Origin of the sequence: Nonomuraea sp. C10, assembly GCF_008017515.1 — a bacterium.
GTDB lineage: Bacteria > Actinomycetota > Actinomycetes > Streptosporangiales > Streptosporangiaceae > Nonomuraea > Nonomuraea ferruginea.
Genome location: NZ_VPFF01000003.1, coordinates 526,264 through 545,983, shown reverse-complemented (window position 1 = coordinate 545,983; position 19,720 = coordinate 526,264). Strand labels below are relative to the sequence as shown.

General features: G+C 72.0%; 17 protein-coding genes and 1 pseudogene. 9 read left to right on the top strand and 9 right to left on the bottom strand.

Annotation, left to right across the window (positions count from 1 at the left end; all coding sequences use genetic code 11):
* Positions 1 to 33 precede the first annotated feature (33 nt).
* The gene (locus FR742_RS34055; RefSeq protein ID WP_148035409.1) at positions 34 to 1,077 is read left to right on the top strand and encodes an ABC transporter substrate-binding protein; all 1,044 of its coding nucleotides are present in this window, start codon (positions 34 to 36) and stop codon (positions 1,075 to 1,077) included.
* A gap of 54 nt (positions 1,078 to 1,131) precedes the next feature.
* On the opposite strand, the gene FR742_RS34050 is transcribed toward FR742_RS34055, so the two are convergent.
* Entirely contained in the window at positions 1,132 to 1,920 is a 789-nt protein-coding gene (locus tag FR742_RS34050) for a FadR/GntR family transcriptional regulator (protein ID WP_148035408.1), read from the bottom strand.
* A 90-nt stretch (positions 1,921 to 2,010) separates the two neighbouring features.
* Entirely contained in the window at positions 2,011 to 3,573 is a 1,563-nt protein-coding gene (locus FR742_RS34045; protein WP_148035407.1) for a class I adenylate-forming enzyme family protein, read from the bottom strand.
* 94 nt (positions 3,574 to 3,667) lie between these two features.
* Between FR742_RS34045 and FR742_RS34040 the strand changes: the two genes are divergently transcribed.
* The 4 genes from FR742_RS34040 (at position 3,668) to FR742_RS34025 (ending at position 8,200) form a co-directional block, all read left to right on the top strand.
* On the top strand, positions 3,668 to 4,480 hold the full coding sequence (locus tag FR742_RS34040; protein WP_148035406.1) for an enoyl-CoA hydratase-related protein: 813 nt from the start codon (positions 3,668 to 3,670) through the stop codon (positions 4,478 to 4,480).
* 9 nt (positions 4,481 to 4,489) lie between these two features.
* On the top strand, positions 4,490 to 6,046 hold the full coding sequence (locus tag FR742_RS34035; RefSeq protein ID WP_148035405.1) for a FadD3 family acyl-CoA ligase: 1,557 nt from the start codon (positions 4,490 to 4,492) through the stop codon (positions 6,044 to 6,046).
* 91 nt (positions 6,047 to 6,137) lie between these two features.
* Positions 6,138 to 7,346, top strand: a complete 1,209-nt coding sequence (locus tag FR742_RS34030) for an ABC transporter substrate-binding protein (protein ID WP_148035404.1) — start codon at positions 6,138 to 6,140, stop codon at positions 7,344 to 7,346.
* On the top strand, positions 7,343 to 8,200 hold the full coding sequence (locus FR742_RS34025) for a branched-chain amino acid ABC transporter permease (protein ID WP_148035403.1): 858 nt from the start codon (positions 7,343 to 7,345) through the stop codon (positions 8,198 to 8,200). Before FR742_RS34030 ends, FR742_RS34025 begins: the two co-directional genes overlap by 4 nt.
* A 37-nt stretch (positions 8,201 to 8,237) precedes the next feature.
* Here FR742_RS34025 and FR742_RS34020 read toward each other — a convergent pair.
* Positions 8,238 to 9,242 (bottom strand): annotated as a pseudogene (locus FR742_RS34020) (RNA-guided endonuclease InsQ/TnpB family protein); the annotation flags it as partial.
* 18 nt (positions 9,243 to 9,260) lie between these two features.
* On the bottom strand, positions 9,261 to 9,452 hold the full coding sequence (locus FR742_RS45430) for a helix-turn-helix domain-containing protein (protein WP_222709228.1): 192 nt from the start codon (positions 9,450 to 9,452) through the stop codon (positions 9,261 to 9,263).
* Positions 9,453 to 9,548: 96 nt separating this feature from the next.
* Between FR742_RS45430 and FR742_RS34015 the strand changes: the two genes are divergently transcribed.
* The 4 genes from FR742_RS34015 to FR742_RS34000 are packed head-to-tail and all read left to right on the top strand — an operon-like array spanning position 9,549 to position 14,457.
* Positions 9,549 to 11,357 (top strand): ATP-binding cassette domain-containing protein, encoded by a 1,809-nt coding sequence (locus FR742_RS34015; RefSeq protein WP_148035402.1) that lies wholly within the window; start codon positions 9,549 to 9,551, stop codon positions 11,355 to 11,357.
* Positions 11,354 to 12,073, top strand: a complete 720-nt coding sequence (locus FR742_RS34010) for an ABC transporter ATP-binding protein (RefSeq protein WP_148035401.1) — start codon at positions 11,354 to 11,356, stop codon at positions 12,071 to 12,073. The genes FR742_RS34015 and FR742_RS34010 overlap by 4 nt, the downstream gene beginning before the upstream one ends.
* A gap of 21 nt (positions 12,074 to 12,094) precedes the next feature.
* Positions 12,095 to 13,240, top strand: a complete 1,146-nt coding sequence (locus FR742_RS34005; protein ID WP_148035400.1) for an acyl-CoA dehydrogenase family protein — start codon at positions 12,095 to 12,097, stop codon at positions 13,238 to 13,240.
* Complete coding sequence (locus FR742_RS34000) at positions 13,237 to 14,457, top strand: acetyl-CoA C-acetyltransferase (RefSeq protein WP_148035399.1); 1,221 nt, start codon at positions 13,237 to 13,239, stop codon at positions 14,455 to 14,457. Before FR742_RS34005 ends, FR742_RS34000 begins: the two co-directional genes overlap by 4 nt.
* A 3-nt stretch (positions 14,458 to 14,460) precedes the next feature.
* On the opposite strand, the gene FR742_RS33995 is transcribed toward FR742_RS34000, so the two are convergent.
* From FR742_RS33995 to FR742_RS33975, 5 genes are all read right to left on the bottom strand, one after another.
* Positions 14,461 to 15,963, bottom strand: coding sequence for a class I adenylate-forming enzyme family protein (locus tag FR742_RS33995; RefSeq protein ID WP_148035398.1), 1,503 nt, complete (start codon positions 15,961 to 15,963; stop codon positions 14,461 to 14,463).
* 4 nt (positions 15,964 to 15,967) lie between these two features.
* Positions 15,968 to 16,870, bottom strand: coding sequence for an alpha/beta fold hydrolase (locus FR742_RS33990; RefSeq protein ID WP_148035397.1), 903 nt, complete (start codon positions 16,868 to 16,870; stop codon positions 15,968 to 15,970).
* Between the two features lie 4 nt (positions 16,871 to 16,874).
* Entirely contained in the window at positions 16,875 to 17,831 is a 957-nt protein-coding gene (locus FR742_RS33985) for a D-2-hydroxyacid dehydrogenase (RefSeq protein WP_148035396.1), read from the bottom strand.
* A gap of 78 nt (positions 17,832 to 17,909) precedes the next feature.
* Complete coding sequence (locus FR742_RS33980; protein WP_148035395.1) at positions 17,910 to 18,749, bottom strand: ABC transporter permease; 840 nt, start codon at positions 18,747 to 18,749, stop codon at positions 17,910 to 17,912.
* Positions 18,746 to 19,720 carry an ATP-binding cassette domain-containing protein gene (locus FR742_RS33975; RefSeq protein WP_148035394.1) on the bottom strand — a complete coding sequence of 325 codons (975 nt, stop codon included), beginning with the start codon at positions 19,718 to 19,720 and terminating at the stop codon, positions 18,746 to 18,748. The genes FR742_RS33980 and FR742_RS33975 overlap by 4 nt, the downstream gene beginning before the upstream one ends.

Genomic DNA, 19,720 nt, shown 5'->3' with positions numbered 1-19,720 from the left:
TTCCCCCCACCGGCCGATCGAAAGGAACGACCCGTGACCGCACGGCTCTCGTTGAGCAGGCGCGTCATGGCCGCGCTCGCCCTCCCCATCCTCGCCCTCGGCGCGCTGACCGCCTGCGGCGCCGAGGAGGAGACCGGCACGCCCGCCAGTGACACCACCCGCACGCTCAAAGTCGGCTACATCTCCGGCACCTCGCTGGGCCCGGCCTTCGTCGCCGACGCCCTCGGGTGCTACCGCGACGAGGGCCTGACCATCGAGTTCGAGCCCATCAAGAACCCGGCCGACGCGATCGCCTTCCTCGCCACCGACAAGCTCGACGCCTACGTCGGCTCGCCGTCGGCCGGCATGTTCAACCAGGTCGCGAAGGGCGCCGAGCTCAAGATGGTCGCCTCGCTCGGCTCGGTGAACACGCCGGAGGGCGAGGCCGCGCCGAGCGGCCTGTTCGGCGCCAAGTCGATCAAGTCGGTGGAGGAGCTCAAGGGCAAGCGGGTGGCCCTGCTCGGCTCCGTCGGCTCGGCCACCTCCTACCTGCTGGGCAAGTCGCTCGAAGCCGGCGGGCTGAGCTTCGGCGACGTCGAGCTGGTCACCCTCGGCGGCTCCGACATGGTGCCCGCGCTCAAGAACGGCGGCGTGGAGGCCGCGCTGCTGTTCGCGCCCGAGACCCAGAAGGCCATCGACCAGGACGTGGCGCACGCCCTGGTCGACTCGAAGAAGGCGTACGGATCGAGCACCACGGCCGGCATCATCTTCGGCACCAAGCTGCTGAAGACCGAGCGGGCCACCGGGGTGAGCTTCCTGAAGGCCAACGCCTGCGCGGCCAAGCGGTTCGAGGGTGACTGGCGCAAGGACGCCGAGATCGTCAAGATGCTGGCCGACTTCATGAAGGTGCCGGAGAACACCATCAGCGGCGGCGGTCTCTACGCCTTCGACAGCAGCCTGGCCATCAACGAGGGCACGCTGACCGAGATGCAGGAGATGTTCGTGAAGGTCGAGGGCATCCTCACCTACACCGACCTGCTCCCGGCCGACAAGCTCGTGGACGACACGCTCAGGGCCGAGGCCGTGGGCGCGGCCTGACCCGTACGGACGAGAAACGGCCGCCGGGAGACCGGCGGCCGTTTCCGTGTGAGGTCAGCGCGTGCCGTAGTCGATGTTGTCGAGCAGGTCGGTGTTGACCAGGTCGTTCTGCGAGGCGCCCAGGCTGGAGCTCCGCGTCGCGTCCAGGTGGGCGGTGGCCAGCTTGACGGCGCGGGCGCCGTCGCCGGCCTCGATCGCGTCGACGATCTTCTCGTGGTCGCGCAGCGCCGCCCTGAGCGACTTGCGCGCCATGGGGGAGTCGGTGTCGTCGCCCGCCGGGACGTCACCCCACACCGTGGACTCGTGGGCGGTCCAGATGAGCTCCAGCGAGCCGATGATGACGATCATCGTCTCGTTGCCGCACGTCTCGACGATCTTCTCGTGGAAGCGCCGGGCCAGCAGCGGGAACTGCTCCGCGTCGTCGAACGCCGCCTGCTGCTCCGCGATGACCTTGCGGAGCTCGGGCACGGTGGTCTCGGCCCGGTCGGGGCGGGCGGCGCAGAGCGCGACACAGGTCGGCTCCAGGCTCAGCAGCGCCCCGCTCACGTCGGACATCGTGGTGCGGCGGGTCTGCAGCACCATGCTGATCGTGCGGGCGATGCGCTGCGGAGTGGGCAGGTGGACGACGGCGCCGCCGACGTTGCCGCGGCGCACCGACACCAGCCCTTCGGTCTCCAGGATGCGCATCGCCTCGCGCACGGCCGGCAGGCTGACCCGGAACTCCGTGAAGAGATGCTCCTGCCTGGGCAGGCTGTCTCCTTCGGTGAGCCGGCCCGAGAGGATGTCGTCGCGCAGCTTCGCGGCGACGATCTCGGCGAGACGCGGCTGTCGTAGCTGTCGCACGCGTGCCTCTTCTCTCCTATGGTTTCCGGGAGCGGGCGAGGCGCCGGACAGGCGCTCGCAACACCGCTGTCAATCTTACAATCTTTATGACTACAGCATAACTTCCTTGGGCGGGGCGCTTGTCCGCAACTGGCGGCGCAGCACCTTGCCCACGTCGTTGCGCGGCATGGCGTCGACGGCGACGAAGGACACCGGCACCTTGTAGGGCGCCAGGTGCTCCCGGCACCACGCGGTCAGCCGCCCTTCGTCCACCTCGCCGTCGACCGGCACGATCCACGCGCAGGGCACCTCGCCGAGCCGGCGGTCGGGCACGCCCGCGACGGCCGCGTCGCGCACCGAGGGGTGGCGCCGCAGCACCTCCTCCACCTCGTCGGGGAAGACCTTGAGGCCGCCCCGGTTGATCATGTCGCTGACCCTGCCCTCGATCCACAGGAACCCGTCGGCGTCGAGCCGGCCGACGTCGCCGGTGCGCAGGAACCCGTCGAGCATCCGGTCGGCGTCCTCGTCGCCCGCGACCGCGTACCCGCGCATGCGGTAGGGGGAGCGGACGTGGATGTGGCCCGGCTCGCCCGCCGGCAGGTCCTGGTCGTGCTCGTCGAGTATCCGGACGTCCACGTCGTCGTAGGGGCGGCCGACCGCGCCGAGCTTCTCCGTGCCGTAGGTGCGGATGTCCTCGATCGTCCAGCCGACGACCTCGCCGCCGAGCTCGGTCTGCCCGTACGAGTTGAGCACGAGCACGCCGTACCGGTCGTGGAAGCGCTGGGCGACGGCGGGGGAGAGCGGCGCGGTGATGGAGCGCACGATCTGCAGCGGCTCCAGGGTGTCGACCTCGTCCGCCTCGCTGAGCATGGTGATCATGGCGGGCGCGAGCACCGTCGAGGTCAGCTCGTGCTCGCGCACCGCACTGGCGAACTCCTCCGGCGTGAACCGGTCGAGCAGCACCACGCCGAACCCGGCGCGGAACGAGAAGAGCGTGTTGAAGATCCCCGCCCACAGCGCCAGGGACAGGGGGATCAGGTTGGCCCGCAGCTCCGCCCGGGGCTCGCGCGGCCCCGAGGTCCGCCGGCGCAGCTTGCGCAGGCTCGCGTCCAGCGCGTCCAGCGTGCCGTCGTGGCGCAGCAGGACCGCCTTGGGCTTGCCGGTCGTCCCCGACGTGCGCAGCACCAGGGCGATGTCGTCGTCGTACGTGGTCGCGTCCGCCGGCACGGGCCTGCGGGTGCGGGCGCTCCAGGTGGTCTCGTCGAGCTCCACGACGCCGATGCCGGCGTCCCGCCCCTCAAGGTCCCCGGTGGTGCCCAGGAGCAGGCACACGGGGGTGTCGTCGATGAGCGCCGCCACCTCGTGGCCCGTCATGCGGTGGTTGACCGGCATATAGACGGCCCCGGCCCGCCAGGCCGCGAACATCGCCACCACGCCGGAGGCGCCGGACCCGACCAGCGCCCCGACCGGATGACCCGGCCGGACCCCGGCCCTCGTCAGCTCGCCGGCCACCCGGGACACGGCGGCGCGCAGCTCTGCCAGGGTCAGGGTGCTGCTGGTCGAATGCACGACGGTGGCCTCGTCGAGCGCGGGCAGCTCGTCGAGGAGCTCCGTCAGCGATCGCCCGGCCGGCCCGGTGGCCTGCCCGTCCCCCCGTGGAACGCTCGTGCTCATCCGCGTCCTCTCCATGAAACGCAATCATTACAAAGATAGTAACATCTACACGTAGGAGTGACGGGATCAAAGAGTGCATCTTTATAATGCTTGCATGTATAGCGAGTATCCCGCTGTGGAAGGCCTGGTCACAGGGCTTTCCGAAGGCGTGCTCTCCCTGCGCCTGGCCGACCCGCGCCGGCGCAACGCGCTCAACGACCGCTCCCTGCGCGCCGTCATCGACGCCCTGGAGCTGGCCCAGAACGACGAACGGGTACGCGCCGTACTCCTGTCGGGCGAGGGCGGCGACTTCTGCAGCGGCTTCGACATCGTGGCGCGCAACGCGGGCTCCGGCGGCCGGCCCAGGCCGGGCGCGATCCAGCGGCGGCTGCCGTCGCAGGCCCACCGGCTGATCCCCCAGCTGTGCGAGCTGCAGGTGCCGGTGGTGTGCGCCGTCACGGGGTACGCGGTCGGGATCGGGTTCCAGCTCGCCCTGGCCTCGGACTTCGTGGTCGCCGACACCACGGCGACCTTCTGGCAGCCGTTCATCACCCGGGGCATGACGCCGGACAGCGGCGCCACCTGGCTGACCGCCCGCGCGGTCGGCCCGCTGCGCGCCCGCCGCCTGCTCATGCTCGGCGAACGCCTCGACGCCGACACCGCGAGCGCGTGGGGCGTCGTGCACGAGGTCGTCGAGCCGGGCCGGGCGGACGAGGCGGCGGGCGCGCTCGCCGCCCGGCTGGCGGCCGGGCCGACGGTGGCGCTCGGCCTCACCAAGGCCCTGATCAACCAGGCCGCCGACGCCGCGCTCCGCGAGCAGCTGCCGGCCGAGGCGTTCGCGCTGGAGGTCTCCTCCCGCGCCCAGGACTTCCGCGAGGGCCTGAGCGCCTTCGTGGAGAAGCGCGAGCCGAAGTTCACCGGGAAATAGGAGGCCTTGATGGACACGGAGCGGACCGTTCCGCGCATGCTGATGGCCGGGGTCGAACGGTTCGGCGACCGGCCGGCGGTCATCGACGGCGAGACCGAGCTGACGTACCGGGAGCTGCTGGCCGCGGCGCTGGAGGTGACGCGCGGCGCCATCGCGCTCGGCGTCCGGCCGGGCGACCGGGTGGGCATCTGGGCGCCCAACACCCACCGCTGGATCGTCGCCTCGCTGGGCCTGCACTGCGCCGGCGCCACCGTGGTCCCGCTCAACACCCGCTACCGCGGCCGCGAGGCCCGGGAGATCCTGGGCCGGGTCCGGGCGAAGGCGGTCTTCCTGGACAACGGTTTCCTCGGCTACGACTACGCGGCGGCGCTGCGGGAGCGTGACGAGGACGAGCCCGCGCTCGGCGAGCTCGCCGTGGTCGACATGCTCGACGGCGGGAGCTGGGGCGACTTCCTGGCGGGCGGCGCGGCGGTGAGCCAGGAGACCGCGAGGGAGACGGCGCTGGCCGTGGACCCCGCCGACCTGAGCGAGGTCATCTTCACCTCCGGCACCACCGGCCGGGCCAAGGGCGTGACGATCCCGCACGGCACCTGCCTGGACCTGTACGCGGCGTACGGCCGGATCTGGGGGCTGCGGCCCGGCGACCGCTACCTGGTGTCGCTGCCGTTCTTCCACACCGGCGGCAACAAGGCGGGCATCATCACGAGCCTGATGAACGGGCTGACGATCGTGCCGCTCGCCGTGTTCGACCCGGTGGAGGTCATGCGGATCATCGAGTCCGCCCGGATCTCGGTGATGAACGGGCCGCCCACCATCTACTACTCGCTGCTGGAGAGCCCCGGCCGGGAGTCCTTCGACCTCGGGTCGCTGCGCGTGGCCGCCACCGGGGCGGCCGTCGTGCCGGTGGCGCTGGTCGAGCGGGCCCGCTCCGAGCTGCCGTTCGAGCACTTCATCACCGCGTACGGGATGAGCGAGTGCTTCGGCACCGCGACGATGTGCCGCGCGGGCGACTCCGCCGACGTGATCGCCCGCACCAACGGGCGCGCGCTGCCGGGCGTCGAGCTGCGGGTCGTGGACGCCGAGGGCCGCGACCTGCCGCCGGGCGAGCCGGGCGAGGTGCTGATCCGCGGCGCCAACGTCACCCCCGGCTACTGGGAGGACCCCGCCGCCACGGCGGAGGCGATCGACGCGGAGGGCTGGCTGCACTCGGGCGACGTCGGCACGCTCGACGCCGACGGCAACCTCAAGATCACCGACCGGATCAAGGACCTCTTCTTCGTCGGCGGGTTCAACGTCTCGCCCGCCGAGGTCGAGCAGGCGCTCGCGCGCCACCCGGCGGTCTCCGAGGTGGCGGTGGTCGGCGTGCCGGACGCCCGGCTCGGCGAGGTGGCCAGGGCGTACGTGGTGCGCCGGCGCGACGCCGAGGCCACCGGCGAGGAGATCATCTCCTGGGCGCGGGAGCGGCTGGCCAACTTCAAGGTCCCCCGTACGGTCGAGTTCGTCGAGGAGCTGCCCCGCAACGCCAGCGGCAAGGTGCTGAGGCGCGACCTGCGCGCGGCGCTCTGACCTTTTCACCGTCGCCCCATTGCCAAGGAGAGGCCCTTGTGCCAGCCTTCTCTTACTAGGATTCAATCATAGATAAGATTGGATTGATTCAATGAAGGGCCACCGGGCGAGGTGGGCGGTCCTGGCGGCCGCCCTGCTCGCGCTCCCGGCATGCGGCGCCGCCGCAGAGGAAGCCGGGACAGCGGGCGCGGACGACGCCCCCTACGTGATCATGGTGAGCGCCGGCAGCGATGCCGGGCCCGTCACCGACCAGCTCATCACCGGCGTGAACTCGGTCAAGGCCGGCGTCGCGACGGTCAACGAGTCCGGTGGCGTCAACGGGCGGCAGATCAAGCTCATCGAGTCGCCGGACAACGCCAACCCCACCAAGGCGGTGTCCGGCCTGCGCGCGCAGCTCGCCAAGGAGAAGCCCGACGCCTACATCGTGACGGCCGGCACCCAGGTCAGCTCGGCGGTCGCGCCGATCCTGAACCAGAACAAGATCCTGTTCATGAACTCGGCCAACATCGACGACACGGCCGACCCCAAGCAGCACCCGCTGGCCTTCAACCTGGCCGCCTCCCCCCGCGTGGTGGTCGAGGACTACCTGCCGGTGTTCGAGTCCAACGGCTACAAGAAGATCGGCATCCTGCACGGCAACTCCCCGTACGCCAAGAACTTCGGCGAGCTGTCCGAGACCGTGTTCAAGGAGAACGGCTACGAGGTCGTGGGCAAGGTCGAGTACGACTCCGCCGCGCTCGACATGACCGCCCAGATCTCCGCGCTCCGCGACGCCGACCCCGACGTGGTCGTCTTCAACGCCTACGGCGCCCCCACCGGGTACGTGCTCAAGGGCATCACCAAGCTGGGCTGGGACGTCCCGCTGCTCGGTGAGACGTCGGTCGCCTCGACCCCGCTGGTCACCCAGGAGCCCCCCGAGGGCCTGCTGGGCTCGGCCGAGGTGAAGAACCTCAAGATCGAGGTGAACGCGGCCACGGTCTACGACCCGGCGGCGGAGGCCACGAACAAGGCCGTCGCGAAGATGAAGGAGCTCGGCGGCATCAAGGGCGCGATGGTCAACGTCCTCGGCTACGACGGCGTCCTGCTCATCGCCGCCGGGGCCAAGGACGCCGGCAGCACCGACGCCGCGGCCATCGCCAAGTCGCTGGAGAAGCCGGAGGTCAACGGCAACGCGGGCACCGCGGTCTACACGAGCTACCCGTACTCGGCGGAGTCGCACGAGCCGAAGCTGGCGCGCGGCACCCACACGTTCGTGGACCCCGCCCCGATCGTCAACGGCCAGATGGGCGCGTCCAAGTGACGCTCGTCTACGCAGGGCTGTCGCTGGGAGCCGTGTACGCGCTCGTGGCCATCGGTTACAACATCGTCTACGTGGCCTCGCGGTCGTTCAACTTCGCGCAGGCCCAGCTGATGATGATCGGCGCCTTCGTCGCCTACGCCGGCCACGTCACGTTCGGGCTCCCGGCGCCGGCCGTCATCCTCCTGACGATGGCCGTGGTCATGCTCATCGCCGCCGTCCTGGAGCGCGTCGCCGTCCGGCCCGTCGCGGACCACCAGACCCAGCTGATCACCACGCTCGGGTTCGGCACGGTCCTGACGGGCCTGGCCCAGCTCATCTGGGGCACCCAGCCGCTGGAGGTGCCGTTCATCGGCTCCAAGGAGGCGATCACGCTCGCCGGCGGCCGGGTGTACACCTTCGAGCTCGGCCTGATCGCCATGGCCGTGCTGCTCGTGGTGGGCATCCACCTCTACACCCGCAGGCGGCTCAACGGCCTCGCCGTGGTGGCCATGTCGCAGGACGCCGAGGCGGCCGTGCTGCGCGGGGTCAACGTGCGCACGCTGGCCTTCGCCGCGTTCGCCGTCACCGGGCTGCTCGCCGGGCTGATGGGCTTCTTCATCGGCCCCAAGACGTTCGCCGTCGCGACGCTCGGCTCGGCGCTGGCCCTGAAGGGCTTCGTGGCGCTGGCGATCGGCGGCTTCGGCAGCTTCTACGGCGGGCTGGCCGGCGGCTTCACCGTCGGGCTGGTGGAGGAGCACGCGGCCCGCTACCTCGGCTCGGAGTTCAGCAACCTGAGCGTCTTCGCGATCCTCCTGCTGGTGCTGATGATCCGGCCCACGGGTCTGTTCGGCAAGGTCCAGGAACGGGTGGTTTGACATCCTCCCCTGCGAAGGCAGGGGATTCCAACGCGTCTCACACGGAGAGGAGGACAGGTTGAGGTTCGCGGTGCTCCGGCCCGGCATCCCGTGGCCCTTCCCGCGCAGACACGGCATGCCCTGCCGCGTGTGCGATGTTCCTGGCCGCGTTCACATCAGCGTTGCAGGCGTATCCACACGACCGGCACCGGTAACGCGCTTGGCTCTCACGCGCTACCCGGTCCACGATCCCGCACGCCGAGCACCGCTGACTCGTGTACACGGGGCTGACCTTCACCACCCGCCCGGGCGCCTTGTCCTCCAGGCGTCGGACGAGACCGCCCCATCCGGCGGCGAGAATGCCCCGGTTCAGCCCCGCCTTGGCACGCACCTTCCGGCCCGGCGCCTCGACGGTGCCACGTGCCGACCGGGTCATGGCGCGGATCCGCAGGTCTTCGACGGCGATCACGTCGAACCGCTGGGCGAGGTCAGTACTGATCTTCTCCACCCAGTCCTTGCGCCGGTCGCTCTCGCGCGCCTTCAGCCGGGCTATGGCGGCCTTGACCTCGGCACGCCGGTTCGATCCGCGCGTGGCCCTGGCGAGCTTGCGCAACAGCCGCCGCAGTCGCGCCTTCTCCGTGTCGTGCAGCCCTGGGGCGTGCAGCATCTCGCCGGTGGACAGGGCCGCCGAGACGGCGACGCCACGGTCGACACCGACCACCTCGCCCAGGTCCGGCGCAAGGACGGGTTCGGGTATCGCGACGAACGCGACATGCCAGCGCCCGGCTCGGTCGCGGGTGACGCGGTACGACTTCACCCCCTCGGGGACGGCGCGGGACCAGCGGAACCGCACCCAGCCCACCTTCGGGACCCTCACCTCGCCCACGTGCCGCGACAGGCGGCGCACGTCACCCGCCTTGGCGGCGACGATCCGGAACCCCTCACCCCGCCCTTGCTTGCGCCACGCCGGACGACGGTGGCTGCCGCCGAAGAAGGTGCTCATGGCCTGCGCGAAGTCCTTGAGCGCCTGCTGCTGGACGATGACCGACCCCGCCCGCAACCACGCGGACTCCGCCCGCGCCTAGGTCAACTGACGGCACTGCTCGGCGAACCCCGGCGCACTCTTACGGCCCGGCTTCCAGCAAGCGTGCTGCTCAACCGCGAGATTCCACACATACCGGGCGTGCCCGCAGTGCTCCAGCAGCGCCTGCTCCTGGGCGGGCGAAGGCTGGAGCCGGTAGCGGGACACGCCGATCAAACTACCGATCAGCACCGACAGAATTCCGGGAGACAGAAGTGTCCGACCGTTCCGCGTTTCCTCCCCGCCCTGCGGGATGGGGCGTCCACGCTGTGAGTGCGTGGTGACGAGATGAAGGCGTGGGCAGCCCTCCGGGCGGTGCCGTCGTGGGTGTACCCGGCGCTGCTGGGCGCTCTGCTGCTGGCGCTGCCGTTCCTGGGCGCGGACTACGGGCTCACCCGGCAGGTGGAGCTGACGCTCATCATGGCGCTCATCGTCAGCGGCCTGAACCTGTCGCTCGGGTACGCGGGCCAGCTCGCCATCGGTCAGGTGGCCATGTACGCGGCCGGCGCCTACACGGCGGCGATCATCTCCAAGGCCGGGACCACCGACCTGCTGGTCCACCTGCTCGTGGCGGGGCTGGCGGCGCTGGTCGTCGGCATCCTCACCGGCATCCCCGGGCTCCGGCTGGGCTCCTGGTCGCTGGCCATGACCTCGTTCTTCCTGGTGCTGCTGGTGCCCGACGTGGTGACGATCCTGGAGGAGCACACCGGCGGCGCGCACGGCCTCTCCGGCATCCCGCCCGCCACGCTGTTCGGCTACCAGCTCGGGCCCGAGCAGTTCTACTTCTGCGTGGTCGCGGTCACGATCCTGTGGTTCGCGGCGTTCCGCAACATCGTGGCCTCCCGGCACGGGATCGCCTTCCAGGTGCTCAAGCAGAGCCCGGTGCTGGCGTCGTCGGTCGGCATGTCCGTCTTCCGCACCAAGCTGGCCGGGTACGCGATCGGCGCCGTCCCGGCCGGGCTCGCGGGCGCGCTCTTCGCCAACCTGGACCTGTTCGTCTCGCTGGACGCCTTCAGCTTCCACGTCGCGACCGGCGCGCTGGCCGCCTCCATCCTGGGCGGCTCGGTCAGCGTGTACGGGGCGCTGCTCGGCGCGGGAGTCGTGGAGTACGGCAACTCCCAGTCGAGCAGCTTCCAGGAGTACTCGCTGGTGTTCTTCGGCCTGTTCCTCCTGATCGGCGGCGTGCTGATGAGCGGCGGCGTGGCCGGCGCGGCACGCAAACTGGCCGCCCGCCTCGACCGGGCCGCCGGCGTGCTGCCCGGCGCCAAGGGCGGCACGGAGACGGAGATCGCGCCCATCACCGGCGGCACGATGGAGGTCACCGGCGTGGCCAAGGCCTTCGGCGGCAACCAGGCGCTCACGAACGCGGCGCTGCGTGCCGAACCCGGCCGGGTCACGGCCCTGATCGGCCCCAACGGCTCCGGCAAGACCACGCTGCTCAACCTCGTCTGCGGCTACTACCGCAGGGACGCGGGCACGATCACGCTGGACGGCAAGGAGATCGGCACGGCGGCGACGCACGCCATCGCCAGGCTGGGCGTGGCGCGGACGTTCCAGACCCCGCTGATCCCGCCCGGCATCACCGTCAGGGACGTCGTGGCCTCCGGCCGCTACACCGCCGAGCCCGCCTCGTTCGGCGGCGCGATCCTGCGCACCCGGCGCTTCCGCCGGGTCCAGCGGCGCGACCGTGAGCAGGCCGGCCAGGCCCTCGCGCTCGTCGGGCTGGACCACCTGGCCGACACCGAGGCGGCCACGCTGCCGCTCGGCATGCGCAGGCTGCTGGAGGTCGCGCGGGCGCTGGTCGCCGAGCCCAAGGTGCTGCTGCTCGACGAGGTGGCCTCCGGGCTGGACGAGGCCGAGGTGGAGACCCTGGCCGCGCTCATCCGCCGGATCCGCGACGCGGGCTGCACGGTCATCCTGGTCGAGCACAACTTCGGCCTGGTGCTGTCGCTGGCCGACGAGATCGTGGTGCTGGCCCGCGGCTCCGTGCTCGCCTCCGGCACCCCGGCCGAGATCGAGGCCGACCCTCGGGTGCGCGACGAGTACCTCGGCGTGACCGACGACTCGGTCACCACCGGCAAGGAGGGACACGCATGAGCGACGCCCTGCTGACCGTGGCCGGCCTCGCCACCGGCTACGGCGACCTGCGCGCGGTCTGGGACGTCTCGTTCGAGGCCAGGCCCGGCCAGGTCACCGCGCTGCTCGGCCGCAACGGCTCGGGCAAGACCACCACGCTGCGCGCCGTCGCCGGGCTCAACCCGGTGCACGGCGGCGAGCTGGTCTACGACGGCCGCCCGCTGGCCTCCGTCCCCGCGCACGCCCGGGTCAAGCTCGGGATCAGCTACGTCCAGGAGGGCAAGCGGGTCTTCCGGGAGCAGTCCGTACAGGAGAACCTGCTCCTCGGCGGTTACAGCCTCGGCCTGCGCCGCAGGGCGCTGGAAGGCGAGCTGAACCGGATCCACGAGCTGTTCCCGATCCTGCGCGAGAAGCGCGACTCCCCGGCGGGCGCGCTGTCCGGCGGCCAGCAGCAGATGGTGGCGATCGGGCAGGCCCTGATGGCCAGGCCGCGCCTGCTCATGCTCGACGAGCCGTCCGGCGGCCTGGCGCCGTCGGTGGTGGCCGAGGTGATGGCCAGGGTTTCGGAGCTGAAGGCGTCGGGGCTGGCGATCGTGCTGGTGGAGCAGGCGGTCGAGGCCGCGGTCGAGGTCGCCGACCACGTGACGGTGATCGACGTCGGCAAGGTCGTGGTGAGCTCCCCGGTGGCCGAGATCGACGACCTGGAGCGGATCAAGGACGCCTGCATGGGCAGGTGACGTGAGAAAGGAAGACGACACATGGACAGCGGGGACTTCGCCGCCGTTCTGAGCACCGTACGGGAGTTCGTACGCGAGGTCGTGGTGCCCGCGGAGGACGTGATCGAGGAGACCGACGAGATCCCCGAGCGGATCCGCGGCGCCGCCGCCGGGATGGGCCTGTTCGGCTACACCGTCCCCGAGGAGTACGGCGGGCTCGGCTGCGACGCCGAGCAGGACGCCCGCCTGGCCATGGAGCTGGGTTACACCACCCCGTCGTTCCGCTCGATGTTCGGCACCAACAACGGCATCGCCGGGCAGGTGCTGGTCAACTTCGGCACCGAGCGGCAGAAGGCGGAGTTCCTGCCGCGGATGGCGGCGGGGGAGTGCGTGGCCTCGTTCGCGCTGACGGAGCCGGAGGCCGGGTCCGACCCGAGCGGCCTGCGCACCCGCGCCGTGCGCGACGGCGACGACTACGTCATCGACGGCCACAAGCGCTTCATCACCAACGCCGACCGGTCGGACGTCCTCATGGTGTTCGCCCGTACCGGGGAGGCCGGCCCGAAGGGCATCTCGGTCTTCGCCGTGGACACGCGCACGCCGGGCGTGACCGTGGGCCCCAGGGACAAGAAGATGGGGCAGCGCGGCTCCCACACCAGCGAGATCCACTTCGACGGCGTCCGGGTGCCCGCCTCGCGGCTGATCGGCGAGGTGGAGAACGAGGGGTTCGCCGCCGCCATGCGCTCGCTGGCCAAGGGCCGGCTGCACATCGCGGCCTGCTGCGTCGGCCTGGCGCAGCGGCTGGTCGACGAGAGCGTACGGTACGCCGCGTCGGCGAAGCAGGGCGGCACCGTGATCGGCACCTTCCAGCAGGTGCAGGCGATGATCGCGGACTCGCAGACCGAGCTGATGGCCGGTCGCGCGCTCGTGCTTTCCGCCGCCCGCGCCTACGACGACGGCACCGATCGGCGGATCGGGCCGTCCAGTGCGAAGCTGTTCTGCAGCGAGATGGCCGGCCGGGTCGCCGACCGCGCCGTGCAGATCCACGGCGGCAGCGGCTACATGCACGGAGTGCCGGTCGAGCGCCTCTACCGCGACGCCCGGCTCTACCGCATCTACGAGGGGACCAGCGAGGTGCAGAAGTTGATCATCGCCAGGAATCTGATGCGTGAGGTGGCCACCCGATGACCGGCTCCCGTGACGCCGTGATCTGCGAGCCGGTGCGGACCCCGATCGGCCGTTACGGCGGCTCGCTCAAGGCGCTCCCCGCTCCCGAGCTGGGCGCCCAGGCGCTGCGCGGGCTGCTCGCCCGCACCGGGCTCCAGCCCGAGGCGATCGACGACGTCGTGCTCGGCCACTGCTACCCGACGAGCGAGGCCCCGGCCATCGGCCGCGTCGTCGCGCTGGACGCGGGGCTGCCCGTCACCGTGCCGGGGCTCACCGTCGACCGGCGCTGCGGCTCCGGCCTGCAGGCGATCCTGTACGCGGCCAGGGAGGTCGTGACCGGGAACGCCGAGGTGGTCGTCGCCGGCGGCGTCGAGAGCATGAGCAACGCCGCCCACTTCTCCTTCGACCTCCGGTGGGGCGCCCGGCAGGGCGGGGTCCAGTTGCACGACAGCCTGGAACGCGGCCGGGTCACCGCGGGCGGCCGCCACCACCCGGTGCCCGGCGGGATGCTGGAGACGGCGGAGAACCTGCGCCGCGAGTACGCCATCCCCCGCGAGGAGCAGGACGAGCTCGCGCTGCTGTCGCACCGGCGGGCCGTCGAGGCGCAGCGCGACGGCAGGAGCGCCGAGGAGATCATCCCGGTCACGGTCCCCGTCAGGGGCGGCGAGACGACCGTGGACCGTGACGAGCACCCGCGCGCCGACACCACGCTGGATTCGCTGGCCCGGCTGCGCCCCATCCGCGCCGCCGCCGACCCCGAGTCGACGGTCACCGCGGGCAACGCCAGCGGCCAGAACGACGCCGCCGCGCTCTGCGTCGTCACCACCCTCGACCGGGCCGCGGCGCTCGGCCTGCGCCCGCTGGTGCGGCTCGTGTCGTCGGGGATCGGCGCGGTCGAGCCGCACCGGATGGGCATCGGGCCGGTCCCGGCCACCCGCGTCGCCCTTGACCGGGCCGGGCTGCGGCTGGCCGACATGGACCTCATCGAGCTCAACGAGGCGTTCGCGGCCCAGGCCCTCGCGGTCATGCGCGAGTGGCGGTTCGGCGAGAAGGACCTGGAGCGTACGAACCCGCGCGGCTCCGGCATCTCGCTCGGCCATCCGGTCGGCGCCACCGGCACCCGCATGGTCGGCGCCCTCGCCCGCGAACTGCACCGCCGCGAGCAACGCTACGGCCTCGCCACCCTCTGCATCGGCGGCGGCCAGGGCATCGCCGCCGTCTTCGAGCGGATCACCTGACGATCACGAGCCGGATGCCAGGAGTGCCTTCAGGCGCTCCTGGCTCACCTTCAATGACGGCGTACGAGGGAGCGCGTCCAGCGGGACGAAGCGGACCGGCACCTGGTAAGGCGTCAGCCGGGCGCGCGCCCAGGTCTCCAGCTCGGCCGGGTCGAAGGCGGCGTCGGCCATCTCGACGGCCGCGACCGGCACCTCGCCGAGCCGCTGGTCGGGCAGGCCCACCACGGCGGCGTCGCGTACCGAGGGATGCTCCTTGAGCACCTCGGCCACCGCGCCGGCCGACACCTTGAAACCGCCGCGGATGATCACGTCGTCGGTCCGGCCGACGACCCACAGGAAGCCGTCCTCGTCGACCCGCGCCAGGTCGGTGGTCTCCTGCCAGCGGTCGGGGTCCGTCGACTGCGGCGTGCGCACGTCCAGCCGGCCGACCTCGCCCGGCGGCACCGGCTCGCCGGTCTCGGGGTCGCGCACCCGTACGTCCACGCCGGGATGCACCCGGCCCACGCTGCCGCGCTTGTCGTCGCGGTGGCGTTCCCAGTCCTTCATGGTCCAGCCCGCGATCCCGCCGGCGAACTCGGTCGCCCCGTACATGACCAGGACCGCGACGTCGTAGGCGTCCTCGAACCGGCGCGCCAGCTCCGGCCGGAGCGGCGCGGTGCCGCACACGACGGCGCGGACCCCGGCGAACACCTGAGGGTCCACCCCGGCGTCCAGGACCATCCGCAGCGAGGTGGGCGTGAGCGCCAGCACCCGCGCGTCGTACGAGGTCACCAGCCGCACCAGGCCGTCCACCGTGAACCGCTCCAGCATCGCCACGCTCCGGCCTTCGAGCAGGTTGAGCAGGAGGCGGAACAGCCCGCTGGTGTGCAGGATGGGCGCGACCAGGATGGCCACCCCGGAGCGGAGCCGGGGCTGCCACGGCCTGCCCGACTCGTAGTGCGCGGTGCCCGCGAAGCTGGCCGCCAGGTTGCGGTAGCCGATGGGGACACGCTTGGGCGGGCCGGTGGTGCCGCTCGTCAGCATGCTCACCGCGACCCCGGGCAGCGCCCGCGCCGCGACCTGCCCGGCGTCCAGCGCGCACCCGGTGACCACCGTGACCGTGCCCGGCTCGTACGCGGGCACGGACAGCCCGAGGACCCCGGCCGACCGGGCGGCCGCCACCAGGCTCTCCGACTCCCAGTCGGCCGCGTCGGCGACCACCGCCACCAGATCCAGGTCGCCGACGTCCTTCGCCAGCGCGTCCGCCGGCTGCACGGGGCTGAGCGAGACGACGCAGTAACGCCCGGCCAGCGACCCGAGCACCGCCCCGACGACGCCGGGCCGGTTGCGCATCACCACGCCCACCCGCGCACCCTCCGGCGCCCCGACCGCCCGCAGCCGCTCGTCCAGCGCGCTGGCGCCCGCGGCCAGGTCGCCCCACGTGCACCACCGGCCGTCCAGCTCCAGCGCCCGCGCGTCCGGGTCCACGTCGAGGACCGCTTCCAGCCGCTCCGGCAGACCTGTCATGTCATCACGCTTCCTGGTCGGTCCTGGGAGTGAGTCGTCCGGCGGGCGTCGTCGAGAGGCCCCAGCCCGCGAACACCCCGTCCAGCGCGGCCACGAACGGCAGCGGCTGGTCGAGCATGACGTGGTGGCCGCAGTCGGCGATCTCGATGACCGGCAGCGAGACGCCCAGCCGCCGGTGCATGGCGGCGGTCATCTCCGGCGGCGGCAGCCCGTCACCGGCCCTCATGAGCGCGACCGGGCAGTCCGGCGGGAACAGCTCTTCCATAGTGAGCCTGGGCTGGCCGAACAGGAGCGGGTCGAACTTCCACGTCCAGCCGCCCTCGACGGCCCTGACGGAGGTCTCGGCGAGATGGTCGACGACGAACCGGTGCGCCCGCCCGACCTCCGGGATCGGATGGAAACGCGCCACCGCCTCCTCCCTGGTCGGGTAGAGGCGCGGCCGCCGCAGCGCCTCCTGCCGCCGCGCCACGTGCGCCGGGGTGTCGGCCTCCTCGCGCAGGACCGAGTCCACGCTGACCACGCCGCCGAGTTCGGGCCCGTACGAGAGAGCCGCGCGGAGGCAGACCAGCCCGCCCATGCTGTGCCCGACCAGCACCGGCGCGCCCGTGATCCCGGCGTCGGCCGCGACCGCCAGCACCTGTTCGGCCCAGGTGTCGTGGCCGTAGCGCGGGGCGTGGCCGCTGTCGCCGTGCCCGGACAGGTCGAGGGCGACGGCCCGGTGGCCGCCGGCGTACAGCGGCGCGATGTGGTCCCACCACCTGCTGTGGGCCGCGCCGCCGTGCACGAACACGATGCCGGGGCGCCCCGCCGCGCCCCAGGCCCGGTAGCGGATGGGCACGCCGGCGACGGTCACCTCGCCGGTGTCGACCGGATGGGCGAGCGCGTCGCGGAACCAGGAGGGGATCACGGGCTCAGTATCCGCGCGCCAGGTCGACCGGGTTGACCACCGGTTCGCCCCGCTCGACCCGTTCCAGGTTGCGGGCGAACAGCTCGACCACCTGCCTGCCGTAGCCGGGGGAGCTCCACGAGACGTGCGGGGTGAGGATGGCGCCGGGCGCGTCCCACAGCGGGCTGACGGGCGGCAGCGGCTCCTTCTCGAACACGTCGAGCGCGGCGCCGCCGATCGAGCCCGCGCGCAGCCGGGCGGCCAGCTCGCGCTCGTCCACCACCTCGCCGCGCGACACGTTGACGATCAGGCACGACGGCCGGCACCGGTCCAGGACCTTCCCGTCCAGCAGGTGGCGGGTCAGCGGGGTCGCCGGGACGGCCAGGACGATGGCGTCGGCCCGCCCGGCCAGCTCGGCGAAGCGCCCGGCGGGATGCGTCTCGTCGAACTCCGGCACCGGGTCCGGGCCGTTGCGCACCCCGATCACGTCCATGCCCAGCGCCTTGGCGCGGCGGGCCACCTCGCGCCCCACCGGCCCCGCCCCCGCCACCAGGAGGGTCCCTCCCGACAGGACGACGGGATGATGCGGCTCCCACGCCCGCGACCGCTGGCTGGCCAGCACCTCGGGCAGCCGCTTGGCCAGCGCGAGGAGCATGGCCACGGCGAACTCGGCCATCGCCGGCGCGGACAGCCCCTTGGCGGCGGCCACCCGCACGTCCGGCGACAGTCCGGCCGCCGGGAGGATGCTGTCGGCCCCCGAGCCCACGAGGTGGATCAGCCGCAGCCGGCGGGCCACGGACCAGTCGGGCACCCGCATCCCCAGCCCCAGCACGGCTTCCACCCGGTCGAGCTCGGCGAGGAAGGTCTCCGGCGTGCGGCAGGCCACCACCTCACGGTCCCCGAGCACGGCTCCCGCCCGGGACACGGCGTCCACGGCGAACCTGCCGTAGCAGTGCACCGTGCCGATCCTGCCCGCCCGCATACCACTCCTAACGTCGAATCATTACTATAATAAAAGAAAAGACCCGACCCTTGGAAGAGGGCCGGGCCGTGCGGGTGGTCACTTGCGGTTGTAGAGCCTCATGGTCAGGGCGCCGAAGACGGCGACGAAGAGGGCGGAGGCCACCAGCACCCCGGTGACGGCGCCCGTGTCGGGGGCGCCGCCCATCAGGGAGCGGACCGCCGAGACCAGCAGGGTGATCGGGTTGACGTTCACGAAGGACTGCAGCCAGCCCGGCATCGTCGACGGGTCCACGTACACGTTGCTGAGGAACGTGAGCGGGAACAGCACCAGCATGCTGACCCCCATCACCGACTTCTCGCTGCGCAGCAGCAGCCCGAACATCGTCCACACCCACGAGAACGCGAACGAGAAGACGAGCAGCAGCGCGATCCCGGCGATCACCCCCACGAAACCGCCCTCCGGACGGAAGCCCATGACCAGGCCGACGCAGAGGATGACCACCGAGGCCATGACGTAGCGCAGCATGTCGCCCAGCAGGTAGCCGACCATGGTCGACGGCCGCCAGATCGGCAGGGTGCGGAACCTGTCGAAGACGCCCTTCTCGATGTCCTTGTTCACCTCGACACCGGTGTACATGGTGATCATCACGACGCTCGTCACCATGATGCCCGGCAGCAGGAACTGCAGATACTCGGTCGGCGAGCCGGCCAGCGCCCCGCCGAACAGGTACGTGAACATCAGCGTCATCATGATCGGGAACGCGGTCACGTCGAAGAGCTGCTCGGGCACGTGCTTGATCTTCAGCATCGCCCGCCAGCCGAACGTGACCGACGCCGACAGCGCGCTCGGCCGGGGCGGCCTGGTCGCCGGCGCCAGGACCGAGGAGAGCATGCCGGGGGTGGGAACGTAGGCGGTGGTCTCCGCGGTGGTGGTCATGCCGCTGCCTCCTCGGTGGCGGGGTGGTCGGTGAGTGCCAGGAAGACCTCGTCCAGACTGGGCTGGCCGAGGGAGAAGTCGTCGACGACGATGCCCGCCCCGGCGAGCCGGGCCAGCGCGGCCGAGGCCTGCGCCGCGGCGACCTCGTCCCGGCCGTCGCCGATGCGCGCGGTCAGCGCGACCGGGTCGGCCTCCAGGTGGACGGGCGCGTCCAGGGCCTCGGCGAGCAGCCGCTCGGCCTCCGGACGGTCGGCGGCCTCGCGCAGCCGCACGTGCACGGAGCCCGCGCCGACGGACGACTTCAGCTCGCCCGGGGTGCCTTCCGCGATCAACCGGCCGTGGTCGATGACCGCGATCCTGGACGCGAGCCGGTCGGCCTCCTCCAGATACTGGGTGGTGAGCAGCACCGTGGTGCCGTGCGCGACGACGACGCGCACGATGTCCCACACCTGGTTGCGGCTGCGCGGGTCGAGCCCGGTGGTGGGCTCGTCGAGGACGAGCAGGTCCGGGGTGCTGAGGATGCTGGCGGCGATGTCGAGCCGCCGCCGCATGCCGCCGGAGTACGTCTTGACCTGCCGCCCGGCGGCGTCCGTCAGCCCGAACGCCTCCAGCAGCTCGGCCGCCCTGTCCCTGGCCGCGGGCTTGCGGTGGCCGAGCAGCCGGGACAGCAGGATGAGGTTCTCCGCCCCGGTCATCTCCTCGTCGACCGACGCGTACTGTCCGGTCAGGCTGACGCGGGAACGGACCGCGTCGGCCTCGCGCACCACGTCGTGCCCGAACACGGTGGCCTCGCCGCCGTCGGGCCGCAGCAGCGTGGCGATCATGCGTACGGCGGTGGTCTTGCCGGCCCCGTTGGGTCCGAGTACCCCGTACACGGCGCCGGCCGGCACCTCCAGGTCGAGTCCGTCCACGGCGCGGGTCTCGCCGAAGACCTTCACCAGTTTCGATAGTCGAATCGCCGGCTCGTTCAT

Excerpts from the sequence above, each read along its gene's own strand:
- FR742_RS34010 (WP_148035401.1), top strand. The coding sequence starts at position 11,354 with ATGAGCGACGCCCTGCTGACCGTGGCCGGCCTCGCCACCGGCTACGGC.
- FR742_RS34000 (WP_148035399.1), top strand. The coding sequence starts at position 13,237 with ATGACCGGCTCCCGTGACGCCGTGATCTGCGAGCCGGTGCGGACCCCG.
- FR742_RS33995 (WP_148035398.1), bottom strand. The coding sequence starts at position 15,963 with ATGACAGGTCTGCCGGAGCGGCTGGAAGCGGTCCTCGACGTGGACCCG.
- FR742_RS33980 (WP_148035395.1), bottom strand. The coding sequence starts at position 18,749 with ATGACCACCACCGCGGAGACCACCGCCTACGTTCCCACCCCCGGCATG.
- FR742_RS34035 (WP_148035405.1), top strand. The coding sequence starts at position 4,490 with ATGGACACGGAGCGGACCGTTCCGCGCATGCTGATGGCCGGGGTCGAA.
- FR742_RS34005 (WP_148035400.1), top strand. The coding sequence starts at position 12,095 with ATGGACAGCGGGGACTTCGCCGCCGTTCTGAGCACCGTACGGGAGTTC.
- FR742_RS34030 (WP_148035404.1), top strand. The coding sequence starts at position 6,138 with ATGAAGGGCCACCGGGCGAGGTGGGCGGTCCTGGCGGCCGCCCTGCTC.
- FR742_RS33985 (WP_148035396.1), bottom strand. The coding sequence starts at position 17,831 with ATGCGGGCGGGCAGGATCGGCACGGTGCACTGCTACGGCAGGTTCGCC.
- FR742_RS34045 (WP_148035407.1), bottom strand. The coding sequence starts at position 3,573 with ATGAGCACGAGCGTTCCACGGGGGGACGGGCAGGCCACCGGGCCGGCC.
- FR742_RS34015 (WP_148035402.1), top strand. The coding sequence starts at position 9,549 with ATGAAGGCGTGGGCAGCCCTCCGGGCGGTGCCGTCGTGGGTGTACCCG.
- FR742_RS33975 (WP_148035394.1), bottom strand. The coding sequence starts at position 19,720 with ATGAACGAGCCGGCGATTCGACTATCGAAACTGGTGAAGGTCTTCGGC.
- FR742_RS34040 (WP_148035406.1), top strand. The coding sequence starts at position 3,668 with ATGTATAGCGAGTATCCCGCTGTGGAAGGCCTGGTCACAGGGCTTTCC.